The organism is Thermococcus piezophilus (assembly GCF_001647085.1).
Classification (GTDB): domain Archaea; phylum Methanobacteriota_B; class Thermococci; order Thermococcales; family Thermococcaceae; genus Thermococcus; species Thermococcus piezophilus.
Genome location: NZ_CP015520.1, coordinates 1713723 through 1726546 on the forward strand (window position 1 = coordinate 1713723; position 12824 = coordinate 1726546).

At 43.3% G+C, this 12824-nt stretch carries 18 protein-coding genes; 3 read left to right on the plus strand and 15 right to left on the minus strand.

Features of this window, described 5'->3' with window-relative positions; translation table 11 throughout:
• From A7C91_RS09380 to A7C91_RS09400, 5 genes are all read right to left on the minus strand, one after another.
• A complete protein-coding gene (locus A7C91_RS09380) occupies positions 1 to 1356 on the minus strand; it encodes an RsmB/NOP family class I SAM-dependent RNA methyltransferase (protein WP_068666934.1) in 1356 nt (451 codons plus the stop codon).
• Positions 1357 to 1572: 216 nt separating this feature from the next.
• Positions 1573 to 2211 (minus strand): ABC transporter ATP-binding protein, encoded by a 639-nt coding sequence (locus A7C91_RS09385; protein ID WP_068666936.1) that lies wholly within the window; start codon positions 2209 to 2211, stop codon positions 1573 to 1575.
• 1 nt (position 2212) lies between these two features.
• Positions 2213 to 2620 (minus strand): hypothetical protein, encoded by a 408-nt coding sequence (locus tag A7C91_RS09390; protein ID WP_068666938.1) that lies wholly within the window; start codon positions 2618 to 2620, stop codon positions 2213 to 2215.
• The gene (locus A7C91_RS09395) at positions 2617 to 3723 is read right to left on the minus strand and encodes a hypothetical protein (protein WP_199920024.1); all 1107 of its coding nucleotides are present in this window, start codon (positions 3721 to 3723) and stop codon (positions 2617 to 2619) included. Before A7C91_RS09395 ends, A7C91_RS09390 begins: the two co-directional genes overlap by 4 nt.
• 78 nt (positions 3724 to 3801) lie before the next feature.
• The gene (locus tag A7C91_RS09400; RefSeq protein WP_068666942.1) at positions 3802 to 4254 is read right to left on the minus strand and encodes a hypothetical protein; all 453 of its coding nucleotides are present in this window, start codon (positions 4252 to 4254) and stop codon (positions 3802 to 3804) included.
• A 107-nt stretch (positions 4255 to 4361) separates the two neighbouring features.
• Between A7C91_RS09400 and A7C91_RS11265 the strand changes: the two genes are divergently transcribed.
• Together A7C91_RS11265 and A7C91_RS11935 are read left to right on the plus strand one after the other, a co-directional pair.
• Complete coding sequence (locus A7C91_RS11265) at positions 4362 to 4532, plus strand: hypothetical protein (protein WP_199920025.1); 171 nt, start codon at positions 4362 to 4364, stop codon at positions 4530 to 4532.
• Between the two features lie 239 nt (positions 4533 to 4771).
• A complete protein-coding gene (locus tag A7C91_RS11935) occupies positions 4772 to 4903 on the plus strand; it encodes a hypothetical protein (protein ID WP_234394499.1) in 132 nt (43 codons plus the stop codon).
• On the opposite strand, the gene A7C91_RS11940 is transcribed toward A7C91_RS11935, so the two are convergent.
• The 10 genes from A7C91_RS11940 to A7C91_RS11285 all read right to left on the minus strand — a co-directional run bounded on the left by A7C91_RS11940 (position 4886) and on the right by A7C91_RS11285 (position 11326).
• Positions 4886 to 5155, minus strand: coding sequence for a hypothetical protein (locus A7C91_RS11940; RefSeq protein WP_234394366.1), 270 nt, complete (start codon positions 5153 to 5155; stop codon positions 4886 to 4888). The genes A7C91_RS11935 and A7C91_RS11940 overlap by 18 nt on opposite strands.
• Before the next feature lie 249 nt (positions 5156 to 5404).
• A complete protein-coding gene (gene cuyB, locus A7C91_RS09410) occupies positions 5405 to 6109 on the minus strand; it encodes a cysteate racemase (RefSeq protein WP_068666944.1) in 705 nt (234 codons plus the stop codon).
• A 340-nt stretch (positions 6110 to 6449) separates the two neighbouring features.
• Positions 6450 to 7229 carry an oxygen-binding di-iron domain-containing protein gene (locus A7C91_RS09415; RefSeq protein ID WP_234394500.1) on the minus strand — a complete coding sequence of 260 codons (780 nt, stop codon included), beginning with the start codon at positions 7227 to 7229 and terminating at the stop codon, positions 6450 to 6452.
• Positions 7222 to 8019: a hypothetical protein gene (locus A7C91_RS09420; RefSeq protein ID WP_068666948.1), complete on the minus strand. Its 798-nt coding sequence runs from the start codon at positions 8017 to 8019 to the stop codon at positions 7222 to 7224. Before A7C91_RS09420 ends, A7C91_RS09415 begins: the two co-directional genes overlap by 8 nt.
• A gap of 6 nt (positions 8020 to 8025) precedes the next feature.
• Complete coding sequence (locus A7C91_RS09425; protein ID WP_199920026.1) at positions 8026 to 8349, minus strand: hypothetical protein; 324 nt, start codon at positions 8347 to 8349, stop codon at positions 8026 to 8028.
• A gap of 275 nt (positions 8350 to 8624) precedes the next feature.
• Positions 8625 to 8966 (minus strand): cupin domain-containing protein, encoded by a 342-nt coding sequence (locus A7C91_RS09430; RefSeq protein ID WP_068666952.1) that lies wholly within the window; start codon positions 8964 to 8966, stop codon positions 8625 to 8627.
• Between the two features lie 34 nt (positions 8967 to 9000).
• Entirely contained in the window at positions 9001 to 9168 is a 168-nt protein-coding gene (locus A7C91_RS11270; protein ID WP_199920027.1) for a hypothetical protein, read from the minus strand.
• 76 nt (positions 9169 to 9244) lie between these two features.
• Positions 9245 to 9406 carry a hypothetical protein gene (locus A7C91_RS11275; RefSeq protein ID WP_199920028.1) on the minus strand — a complete coding sequence of 54 codons (162 nt, stop codon included), beginning with the start codon at positions 9404 to 9406 and terminating at the stop codon, positions 9245 to 9247.
• A gap of 999 nt (positions 9407 to 10405) precedes the next feature.
• On the minus strand, positions 10406 to 10798 hold the full coding sequence (locus A7C91_RS11280) for a hypothetical protein (protein WP_199920029.1): 393 nt from the start codon (positions 10796 to 10798) through the stop codon (positions 10406 to 10408).
• Between the two features lie 204 nt (positions 10799 to 11002).
• On the minus strand, positions 11003 to 11326 hold the full coding sequence (locus A7C91_RS11285; protein WP_199920030.1) for a hypothetical protein: 324 nt from the start codon (positions 11324 to 11326) through the stop codon (positions 11003 to 11005).
• A 127-nt stretch (positions 11327 to 11453) separates the two neighbouring features.
• On the opposite strand from A7C91_RS11285, the gene A7C91_RS09450 reads away from it, so the two are divergent.
• The gene (locus A7C91_RS09450; RefSeq protein ID WP_068666958.1) at positions 11454 to 12821 is read left to right on the plus strand and encodes a TldD/PmbA family protein; all 1368 of its coding nucleotides are present in this window, start codon (positions 11454 to 11456) and stop codon (positions 12819 to 12821) included.
• Positions 12822 to 12824 lie beyond the last annotated feature (3 nt).

Consider the following 12824-nt stretch of genomic DNA (forward strand, 5'->3'; position numbering starts at 1 on the left):
TTATTCTTTTCTCAATTTTGCAATGAAAAAGCTGTTACAGTCGTGCAGATGAGTCCAGGCCCTAAAAACTTTATCTCCAATCTCCGTGAATCCCTTCTCGCCCCAGCTGAAGGGGTAATCAACCAGCTCAAAACCCACCTTGTTTATTGCATATCTAACATTCTCTTCGTTTTCATCAATCCTGATTGAGCAGGTTGAATATGTCATGTCCCCACCGGCTTTCAAGTTGCGATAGGCATTCCTCAGCATCGCCTTCTGCACTTGAATAACCCTTTGAATTTTCCTTTCATCAAAGCGCCACTTCACCTCAGGGAACTGCCTGTAGGTGCCCGAACTTGAGCATGGAGCATCAAGAATAATTCTATCAAACTCTTCTTTGTCTTTAAACTTCATCCCATCAGCATGGACAAGCTTAACATTTGTAACTCCCAGAGCCTTCATCTTCTCACGCATTTTGTTGAGCCTTTCCATAGAATAATCAACAGCTATTATCTCCCCCGTGTTTTCCATCAGGTGAGCAACGTGGAATGTTTTGCTGCCCGGAGCAGCTGCCAAATCAAGAATTCTCTCGTCCTTTTCTGGGCTTAAAACATGGGCAACATAAGCTGAAGCCAAGTCTTGAATGACAAAGTGGCCTTGCTTGTACCATTCAAGCCTCGTAATTGGAGTCTCGTATTCTAAAATCTTGAGCACGTCATCAACTAGAGTTCTAGCAACCCTAACATTGTGCTCCTCCAAATAATCAGCTAAGCTGTCAATGTCCGTTTTTAGAGGATTCACCCGCACATAGTAGCGCTGAGCTCTATTATTGCTTAGCATAAGCCTTACCGCACCCCCATAACCAAGTAACTCAATTGCATATTCAACGTACCATCTTGGATGGGAGAACTTAACACTTAAATACTCAATTCTATCCTTCTCTTTCAGCTTTTTTAAAGCTTTTTCAAGGTTGAAACCCTCAACCTCCCTAAGCAGGGCATTCACAAACCTGGCCTTTGATTGATCATATCTCTCCTTAACAACCCGGACAACGGAATCGGTGGCAATGGCAGGATTAACTCCCTTGAACTTCATTTCAAAAACGCCGATTCTGATTAAATTGGCCAAATAAAGATCCAAATCCTCAATTTTTGAGCCCTTGAGGACGGAGTTCACCATGAAGTCGATTTTCTTCCTCCATTTTTCAATTTCGAATACATAAGCATGAGCCAACCCACGGGCTTTTTCTCTGTCTCTTCCACTAACTCGCTTAAAAACTCTCTCAAGGGCATTTTTTGAAGAGAGCTCACGCTCATCAATTAATGTTAATATGTCAGCTATGAGCTCGTGAAGAGTTATGCGATAAAACAGCTCCATGCTCTTAGCTTCGATGGAGAGTTTAAAAATTTGGCGACGTTGAGAGCTGTTTCGTAGTTATAGTAATTAAGAACCCTCAATTCAGTAGCTCCGAAAGATAGCAATGATTGTTTCCTGAGGGTCAACAAGGGCAGAAACTCAAACTGGTCACTACATACCTATAAAAACAAAAGTTACAGACAAGTAATGGTTAATTGAGTTATCCGCTCAGCTGGTCTATTGCCCCTCAGCTATTTTAGGTAAGACTTTGCTATATTTAGTTGCATTAATTATTTTTGCTTTATTTGCAAGTAACTCTTTTAAATAGTTAGTTCTCGTCGATATAATAACTATTTTGTCTTTATTCATTAAGTATTCCACAAACCACGGAATTAGAGCTTCGACACTGTAATCATCAAGACCAACAGTTGGGTCATCGATAAGAAAGAGCTCTGCACTTTCAGCAGCTAGTATACTTGCCAATTGGAGTCTTCTCTGTTGGCCTTGAGATAAATGGGAGATTAAGACATTTGGATGAACTCCCACATATTTAAGAAGTTTTGAATAATTAGAATAATGTCCATAGAGGGCTCCTACAACCTTTAAATACTCTATTGCTTTCAAGCTACCTGGAAGGGTTACCCTCTCATCAAGGAGAAATATTTTCCTCTTGAGCTTTGGAATTGGTTTTCCATTTAATTTTACACTTCCCTCTAAAGGTTTTAGGAATGATGCTATAGTTCTTAGAAGTGTTGTTTTTCCAACCCCATTAGGACCCCAAAGAATTACGACTTCCCCTTTTTCCACTTGAAGGTTTATTGGGCCTATAATTGGAATCTTGCCATAACCAGCCACGAGATTTTGAAGTTCCAGCATTTTACATTACCTCCGTAGCATCTATAAGGCTCATGGCACCAATACCCAACCAAAGAATTATGAAAACCCAGTTTCTGGATATTGCAGTTAACACGACTGCAACAAGCAACGGCAGTAATGTACTGAGAATAACTGCAGAAGACGGTATTGGCTTAGTTGTTGATATTGTAATACCAATGCCATCTCTTTTTACTTCTATCTCCCGGTTCCTCAGAGGAATGTAATGTCCAACTTCATGGAGGTATATCATAAGGAACACTGAAATAAAGATTTCCCCATTAAGAGGGTTCTTGAGGAGACATCCTAAACGGTCTAGATAAGCCGCACCCACGAGGATTACTAAAGCTACACTCAAAAATACCTTTAATAAGTTTCCGGCAACAATTCGCGTGAACTCCCAGAATTTCATATTCTTCCCTCCTTATTTAGTTTAAACCATACCAAATATGCAGGGAACGACATAGATATTGCAAGCATAACAACATATTCTTCTGGCACTTGTATCCTTCCGATAATGAAACCCAAAAGCATATACCCAAGTAGGAAATTCCCAAGAGAGTCGTTTCTATCAGGAGAGGGTGCCAGGGCAGATGATACAAAGAGTGAAAGAGCAAGTACAAGTAGAATACCCTTAAAACTACCAATTCCAAAGAGCATAAGAATGAGAAATGGGAGAGCAATAATTACAATTCCGAAGACAGCATTTAAGGAAAACCCCAAGATAAAACTTCTATTTAATAATCCCCTTAAGAGTTTTATATGCCAGATATAGTTGTCTAGATACCTAAGAGCTGAGACAGAGAGAGGTAGCATAAGGGACAGAAGCATGGATAGTGTAGTGAAGACACCTCCAAGTAATAGTACATAACCTTCCTCACTGAGAGATATGTTAGAGAGATACGTTGCACCACCTCCAATAGGAGATGCCCAGAGTTCTGTGTCGTGGACATTTACATAGATAAGCAACATTCCAAGTACTACAAGACTCAGAGGCCATAAAATTAATGGGTTAATAATTGTTATAGGAGTTTTGCCTATCCAAAGGAGAGTCACTCTCCTCTTAGGAATTAATTTCAGTGTCACCTTTGTCAGTAAAACTACCCCAAATACCATGCTGACAAAGAAGTTGAAATTATATGTCAGTGCAAATCCTGGCAAAAGAAGTAGTGGGCTATCGACAATACCTAGGAAGAGAAAAGCAGAGAGCACAATGTAATAAAGAGGGGGAATTGGACTAAATGTAGAGAGCACTAAAGGAAATGGCAGAAAAGTTAGTAAGTTCATAACATTAATCCTCCAATCCGAAGCAGGGAGAGTTTCTATTCCAAGAAGATTCCTTGGATCATGAGTAAGGGAATAAATCCAGCCAACGAGTCCCGTTAGAATTATCATGTTAGTAACTAAAAGCTCTTGAGGTATCAAAGTTATTATAAGTGAAAGATCTTTAAATGTATAGAATACCCCGACACTCACCAGCAAAAAGGCGATATAGCTCCATCTTCTAAGGAGCATCTTGAGCCATATAAAAAACAGACAAAAAAAGGCTTTCATATTTATCACCTTAAAAAGTTAAAAATAATCAAACTAAAACTAAACTATACACTTACACACATACTTCACATAGAACCAACCAGTGTCCCAAGTGCACGATTCCATAGCTCCATGACAGGCAAGGCGCGGACAGACAACTCCACAAGCTACAATGGAGCCAAAGATTAACACGATAACTGAGATGGCGAGTATAAGTATTATCACTTGTATGTACCTTAGCTCGCCAGATTTTCCAGCTCTGCTTGCAATATCTATGCTGTATTTGGCTATAATAGTAGCAAGGGCGTAGCTAAGAATCAAGAGGATTGGTGTTGCTCTAAAAAGAGTCTCCCTGTTGGTAGTTATCTTTTCAATTAAAAATGGGATATTAATTCCCTTGGCAATTGAGAGCAGGGACAACCCTACTACAAATGTCTGAGCTAGTAAAGTTCCAAGTAGTAGTACTACTCCACTAAATAATATCTTTTCTTTTATTTCTTTTGAAAGATACATCTGGATATAACCCCTGAACTATTTTTAATATTGTTGATAGGATTATGGTATGATTTATAAATTTTTCTGTAAAGACAAAAGGGACTGTCAAGATAACTGTTAAAGTGTTGGCGTGGGTTGTTCTGATTATGGTTGTACTGGAATTACTGGTTGAGGAAGTTAAAGTCAGAAAAATCTTCAAGCGAAACAAGAAAGATGTCAGACTAAAAGTCCTGGCTGCAATCCTGTACTACCTCGGAATCTCCCTCAGAAAAAAGGTGATGCCCAGCTTATCTTGACAGTCTCGGTAGCGTGCCGAAAAAATATAATTCTGGAAATGCACTAATCCCTCTGGTGATCTTATGAGGATATACACACTCGTGGAGGACTACTCCAGCTATGAGAGTCCCTTTCTGGCACAGCACGGCGTGAGCTTTCTCATCGAGCACGGAAACAAAAGGATTCTCTTCGACGTTGGCTAGAGTGCTGGGCCGATACTCCACAACATGAAACTCCTTGAGCTTGAGCCATCAACTACATCTTTCTCTCCCACTGCCACTACGACCACACCGGCGGGCTTTTGGAGATGTTAAAGACAATTGGCCGCAGGGTTCCAGTTATAGCTCACCTACCATCTTCGGGCAGCACTTCATTACAAAACCCTACTTGAGAGACGTCGGCGTTCAATTCTGGGGAAAAAGTTGAGGAGCTCGCAGAGCTCTACCTTACGGCCGAACCAATCGAGATAGTCAAAGGGGTTTACTCCACGGGCGAGGTTCACGAGAGGGAGGACTTTGAGCGGACCAGTCTTGAGGTTTACACCATAAAAGACGGGCGCGTTGTAAGGGACGAGCTCCTTGACGACATGAGCCTTGCGATAAGAACTCCCAAAGGGCTCGTCGTGGTTAGCGGCTGTTCCCATGCTGGAATCGTGAGCATAGTGAAGCACACCATGAGGCTGATCGGCGAGGAGAGGGTGAGGGCCGTCATTGGGGGCTTTCACCTGATAGATGAAAGCACTGAGAGAATAAAGAAGACAGTGAAGGCGTTCCTCGACTTGGGTGTGGAGGAGGTTTACACCGGCCACTGCACGGGGCTGAGGGCAGAGGCGGCATTCCTGGAGGCCTACGGGGGAACTTCCACAAACTCCATTCCGGGATGTAGTGGAGTTCTAATCGCCGAGCTCCTCCATTCCAAGGGCCAGCCTTACTGCCTTCTCCGCTATGACATCCAGGGGGTCTATCAAGGGAACGCCCAAGTCATCTGGCCCAATTGCTACACTCACCTCGGTGCAACCGGCTATTATGCCTTCGCTCCTCTTTTCCAGCCTCCTGGCAACCCGGAGGAGAAGTTCCCTGCCCAGCTCGAGGTTTCCAGATTTGATCCCCTCGTAAATACCCTTCATGACGAGCTCCTGATCCTTTTTGATGGGCACTGCTATCTGAATCCCCCTATCAAGGAGGGCACGGTGATAAACAAGGCCCCTAATGGTTCCATCGGTGGCCAAAAGACCGACCTTCTTAAGTCCCATTTCCTCTATTCTCTTCGCGGTTTCTTCCACCATACTGATCAGTGGTATGCTTATCTTCCTCTGGATGTTTTCCGCGAAGAAATGAGCTGTATTGCATGGCATTATTATAAAGTCCGCTCCACAGCTCTCGAGCTTGCGGGCGCCCTCTATGAGCCCTGGCCTTGGATCCTCCCCCTTCCCAAGGACAAAGGCCGTCCTGTCAGAAATTTTAGGGTTGTTGTAGATGATTATTCGCGGGTGATCCTGATCCCTCTTTGCCGGTGTCTTTTCGATTATCCGCCTGAAGAGTTCTGCGGTGGCTAATGGTCCCATACCGCCGAGGATTCCGATGACCCTCTCGGGCATTGTCACTCCTCCAGCCAGACGGAGTCGTCTCCAAAGTAGTTCAGCTTAACGACAAAGAGCCTAAATGGCTCTTCAGCTTGTCCCAGTGCATTGGGTCAATTATTAAGTAGGGCCACTCCGGAATGCGGGCCTTCAGGTCTTTAGCTTGATTACTGGGATGACCCTTTTCCGTTGAGGACATCCACGGTCACATCCTGGAGCTTATTCGGATGAATTGGGATTGTACAGAAGGCTGAATTCAAAAAATAAATTAAATAGTGGCCTTTGGATATCATTAGTGTGAACCTTTTCCGGAACTCTGGAATTGGCAGTCTTGATATTGATAAAGGGTATTAAAAGTTTAAACCTTAAATAAATGCTCGTACACGTCAATACCCACTTCAAGGTTATACAGCCAGTCAAGGAATTTTTTGACGTTTTCCCCTTCAAATATCGCACCATGCTGCGGGGCTATCATATTGATGTCAAGGTTTCTCACCATCCTTACCCATGCCCTGAGTGCTTTGCTTGAGCTCATGTATCTTTTGTGAAAAGCCTCCATAAATTCTGCATGTCTGTCAAAATCCTCAACAAACAGGTACCACTCCCCCTCCGGAAACGCCGCCGCTCCTATGTCCGAACTGAGGAGTATCTTTGCCTTCATATCATAGAAAACAAAGTTTCCAGGGGAGTGAAGATAGTGCGCAGGGAGTGCCTTAATTTTTGAGTTTCCCACCGTTATCTCCATCCCTTCATCGGGAATTCCAATCGTCCTTGGACCACTGAGAATTGCCAAATGGGAGATGAACCTTATCCAAAGCTTTGAGATCACGATCTTTGCCAATGGAGCGTATTCAAACCAGAGGTTCATTCCCGCTACAACATCGGGATCCTGATGAGAGTATATTAGATACTTTATTTTGGTTGGGGGTATTTTGGATGAAACGTTTCTTAGAACCCTCTCAAAAACAAAGTATCCTCCGGGCTCAATCAATGCCGCCTCATCATTATCGATGATCAGATACTGATTCGTGAGTATTCCCTTCTCATCCTCAGCCTCCTCTACCCCAAGCCAGAAAACTTTATGGTTACCATCATCATAAAGGGGATATGATTCAACTTTTTTAATCACCTTAACCACCTCCAACTGGAACCCAGATATTTATCATATAAACCCCTTCAATCTTTTCGGCAATCTGAAATGCTTTTATAGCCTCATCCTGATTGTTTCCCATGACCTTTACACTTTCAGTCCCGGTGCTGTCTCTGTATTGAATGGCAGTGATTCTTCCCTGATCAAGGAGGACTTTAAATGACTTGGTGCCGTCTTGGTTGATCCCCGATATGTAAAATGTCTCTTCTCTATAATTTGAGATTATTTTCATTAGGGATTCAAAGAGCTGTCCTTTTTGAATCGTGTGCAGACCTGTATAAACCATTTTAGCTCTGGAGAGAAAACCTGCCAAGCTCATTGGATCATCAAAGTCAATATCTAAGGTCGTTTTTGGACTTTTGATGGATGTGTCTTTAAGGGATTCTGCCATGACCCTAAGTGTCTCCCCAATGCCCCTTGCAAGCTCTTCAATGGTCTTTCCAAGTAAGAACTCCCTTTTACCGGAATACCTAACCTCAACTGTAGCATTGGTCGTTGCTTTCTTCGGTGATTCAAGCAAAATCATGATAGTTATTTTGCTTTGTTTACCTTTTCCATCATAAACATAAGTGTTTTTATCTTCGCTAATTGAAAAAGCATACTCATCCTCAAACGAGAAAATAAACCTAGGCAGTCTAATCCGGGCAATGATCCCCTTTAATTTTCTAATTTTCACAACGTATGGCCAGTTCAGTATAAATTCCTCAGCGTTTTCCAGAACCTTTTTTACATTATCCGGGGAAGCGTTTATACTCACAATATAAATTTTTCGTTTCATTGGAGTTCACCTAAGGATTGATAGCAGCTTCAGATACAGACCTTCAACTCCCGAGGTAACCTCAACAGGAAACATGAAGTAAACCATGTCATCTTCCACTATAACAAGCTCATCGGGGTTTTCCTTTAATACAACGTCCATCCTGATATCGGTAATGGTCTTAGCTTGAATTTTCATCTCCCCAACTACGTGTGGAATTGAATTGAACTTCGTCGCTTCCATTATCTCAGGCCACAACTGATAAATCCGCTCCAGTGGGTTGTCCATCCATACAAAGGTGCTCCTATGAGCATTATATTCAAGACTGGTAGTCACCTTATATCCCTCCAATATTTTTATCTCTCTTGTCAATGTCTATATAGGTTAGGTTTTTAAACATTGCTATTCAAAACTAAAACCTTTAAGTAACGAGATCAGAATTAAAATTTTAAGGATTTTAAATTACGTTCAAAGATGTTCAGCTTTTATGTTATAATCAAAGGTTAGATTCCTATAGATAGTTTTAATTATTTTCAATACAATTTGATCCAGAAATGAGGGATAGATATTGAGATAGTACTCAACCAAACAGTATAAAAACGTTCAGACGCTAAAAGATTTTGAAATCATTCAAGCCAGATGCTATCGTCTCCAAAGTAGTTCAGCTTAACGACAAAGAGCCTAAACGGCTCTTCCCCTTCATTGACAACCCAGTGAAGGGTTTTGGGCTTGACCAGGAATATATCTCCCGGCTTTGCATCGTATTCCTTTTCCCCGATACCGAGTTTTGCCACTCCGCTAATTATGTAGAACAGCTCGTACTGCCTTTCGTGATAGTGCTTTTTAACCGTCTGTCCCGGCTTCACCTCAACTATCTGGGCGTAGCTTCCCTCCGGCAATTCCCCCTCAAAGAGAGGAAGCTTTCTGTATGTCCCACGATCGATGAGGTTTTTGATCTCGGCCTTCATGGTTGTGGATTTGTATGGAGAAATAAAAATGTTGCTAACTACTCAGGGTTTCCCTGTGAAGCTGGAGGACATCAAGGAACACAACGAAGAGACCTGGGAGAACTATCGTCCAGGGGCTGATATTCCAGCCGAGGGCTATTGGGGCCAGTCCAAGGAGAATATACGTTGTAACGGCTATCAGGCCTGATTTAGGAGTATCCATTCGTTTTTTGGAGTACAAATAAATAAGAAAAGGGATGCCGAGAACTATACCTGTCCCAACTCACGCATTCACTTTTTCACATCCCTACACTCTTTTTATTGAAGATAAGATCAACAATAATAAGCATAAGGCCGAATCCAACCCCTTCAAGCAAATGTCTCATGAGATAATAAATCTTTTCGTCCAACAGGTATCCTATGATATCAAGCACAAAAACTGCAAACGCTGGGATGAGCACGTCCAATACTGCTATGGCGTAAGCGGATGTTTCTTCTCCACTAATTTCAAGTACTTTTTGACATGTATAGAACTAGAAGCGAAGATAAAAAGCACTAGAGAATAAATAAAATACTTAGGATTAAATAAAATACTTAGGATTATGATTTTTAAAATATAAAAAGGAAATCAACAGAAGGACGAGAAATGTGGACCAGATGAAAATTTTCTCAGGTTTATTTGTGTTTCTAATCGTCATGGCATACCACTCCCCTAAGGTAAAGTGCCTTTTTGTTTGAATGGCAATATGATCGCATACTCAACTGACAGTACGACCAAGATTGTGCCTAATATTGCTGCTATAGCAAAGACTTTCCATTCTTCATAACAAGCCTTTAATAGGTATGCCCACCCAAATTCGACAAGGCAAGCAAAGACACCACCAAATAACAATCCACGCACTATCTCATATCTCCTGAGAAATAGCACGACAATGAGACAGGGTATACCAAAATTGCCGACGTGACCAAGAGTCCAAGAATAATAGCATTTGAAAGACTAGTCTTTTCATATGTTGACAGGATATTCCCAGCCAAGAAAATAATAAAAAAGACTAAAAAGTGGACCCAAGTTTTTTCCTAATTTCAAAAGCTTTCCATTATATCCCCCTCATGGGGGTATGGAACTTACCCACGTTGTGCCATGTTCCAAACAGCAGTTGCTATCTGCACTTATACACCATGCACAATTTGCAACTACGCACGCAATGCACACATATGGAGTAACCCAAATTGTGATGGCACAGGCTGGACCACAATGTCCCGCACTTGTACAACAGTCTATGGCACATATCCAATTCATAGTACAGCAGTATTCACTACAACTCGAAAACAATCCGCAGTCACTATCAGAGGTACATTCATGTGTGCAGCTACTAGTGGAAGTATATTCTCCGTTAGTAGTTAATACAATAGTCTTAATTGCAGGAGTAGATTGTTGGCTTTTTTGAGTGTTATCACCATCATAGAAGGAGAGATCTCACCGTTACTCCCTGCACAGGCTTTGAAAACTCGTACAGCGCTATCACGTGCTTCTTGTCCTTTAGCGGGATTCCCATAGCTAGCATGGTTATCTTTTCCCCGTTATATTCAATCGTATGCTTGACGATTTTAACTTGAGAGTTGTCAACGTCCCACGGCTTTGTCAGCTTCCAGAAGTCCCTTGTAGTTGCTAGCTTGAAGGATATATGTGCTTTAGACCAGTTCTTCTGGACCATGTCAATGGGCTTTGTAACTGCGAAGGGATTCACGTACCCTTTCAATTCTGGATACTTCGGGTAGCTGACTACATAGGCTCCGTATGCTCCAACGAGGAGCAAGACCACAAATATGGCCAGCAGTGCACGTTTTCTCATCGACCCCCAACGGGTTTTTGCGTTAAATTTTTTCATTTTATTATATATAACACTTTCGTTTGAACTGAGCCCGGTTTATATTATGAATTACAAAAATTACCACGAACTAATCTAAGTTATTTCCCTTTGCATTCCCTTTAACACTAATGTTAGGCTGGGGTTTTTCATCAAGCTACCTCTCGAGCTTTCCGAAAAGGTCATGCTTCATTGTAACTCCGAACAGGAAATCCAAGAAACGCCCCCAAAGATTGTTGGCCTAGCCGAATCAAAAGGCTGGTGAGTAACTACTGTCATCACCAAAACAGAAACGGCAACCGTTCCATACCATATGAGGGCCTCTACAAGCTCGATTTGGGCTTCAGAATGAAAGCCAGAACCGTGGGTATTAAGAAGAATCCAAGAAAACCCCCCACTGCCGATGACAATACCAAGACTTAAATCGTTCTCGTTCACTCTAACTGCTGAACTAAGGCCAAAAAGAACAGCGAATGCAATAAATGCACTTTTTAAATTGAGGCGAGGGTTCACAACACCCTATCATAAATTTTTTGCCTATTGGGTTTGAATCTCTCTTTTCGACCTTCATCTAAACACTCAAAAGGCTTTTATAGTTCGCTTTCCATACCCCCCTGGACAAACGTAAACGGTGATGACCATGGAGGCACTTGAGAAGGCCCTCAGATGGGCTGAGGACAACCTGAAGGCGGACTACATAGAGCTGCGCTATGAAAGCCTGAAGAAGACGACTCTCGGACTCAAAGACGGTGTTTTTACGAGCTTCACTGGAAAGCTCCAGCAGGGTGTCGCAATAAGGGTTTTCGCCTATGGTGCTTGGGGTTTCTCTTCAACGAACAGGCTGGAGAACCTTGAGAGGGCCATTGAAGAGGCTTACAAACTTGCAAAAGCCGCCTCCCAGACCAAGAAGGAGAAGATAGAACTGGCTGAGATAAAGCCCGTCCAGGACTTCGTGAAGAGCAAGATGAAAATCAAACCAGCCGAGATAGACGTCGAGGAGAAGGTGACGCACCTCCTTGAGCTTGAAAGGCTTCTCAAGGAGGACGAAGCCGTTAAGTCCGTTCAGATTCGTTACGAGGACGGTAGTGGAGAAAAGGTTCTCCTCACGAACGAGGGGACTCACATTACCTGGGACTACAACTATCTCTTCCAAGGAACCTATATTACCGGAAAGAAAGACGGAAAGCTCGCCATGGCGAGGGACAGCATCGGAGCGGTGGACTACGGCTGGGAGCTCATGACTGAACATGAATCCAACGAGAAGGTAACTGAGAGGCTCCTCAGGAAGATGCACTCTCAGCTGGACGGTATCGCTCCAAAGCGCGGCGAGTTCCCGATAGTTGCTGGCCCAATAGTCGTCGGCATCATCGCCCACGAGGCTTTGGGCCACTTGGCCGAGGCTGACCTGACCATAAACTCGCCCTTCAAGGACCTCATTGGAAAGCAAATTGCTCCTGAATACGTGACCATGAGCGAGCGTTACGTTGAGGGAGGTTTTGGCAACGACAAGTACGACGACGAAGGCGTCCCCGTTAAGGACATCCACATCATCGAGAACGGAATCCTGAAAGAGATAATGTTCAACCGCGAGTATGCGGCAAAGTGGAACATGGAGCCGAACGGACACGCGAGGGCTCAGGATTACACCTATCCACCTATAATCAGAATGCGCAACACCGTTTTTGAGCCTGGAGATTGCTCCTTCGAAGAGCTAATAGAGGACATCAAGTTCGGCTACTATGTGGTAGACTTCCGCGGTGGCCAGGCCCAGCTGAACAGCGCATTCCAAGTCGGAATCCAGGAGGGCTACGTTATCAGGAATGGCGAAATAGCCGAGCCGATAAGGGACACCTCTATCACCGGCGTGGCAATAGAGGCTCTCAAGAGGATAAGCGCGATCGGCAAGGACTTTGGCCTTGAGGTCGGCTTCTGCGGCAAGGGACAGACGGCCTTCGTAAGCTCTGGCGGGCCGCACATGCGCTTCGACGGGGGAATACTCATCGGGTGAGGT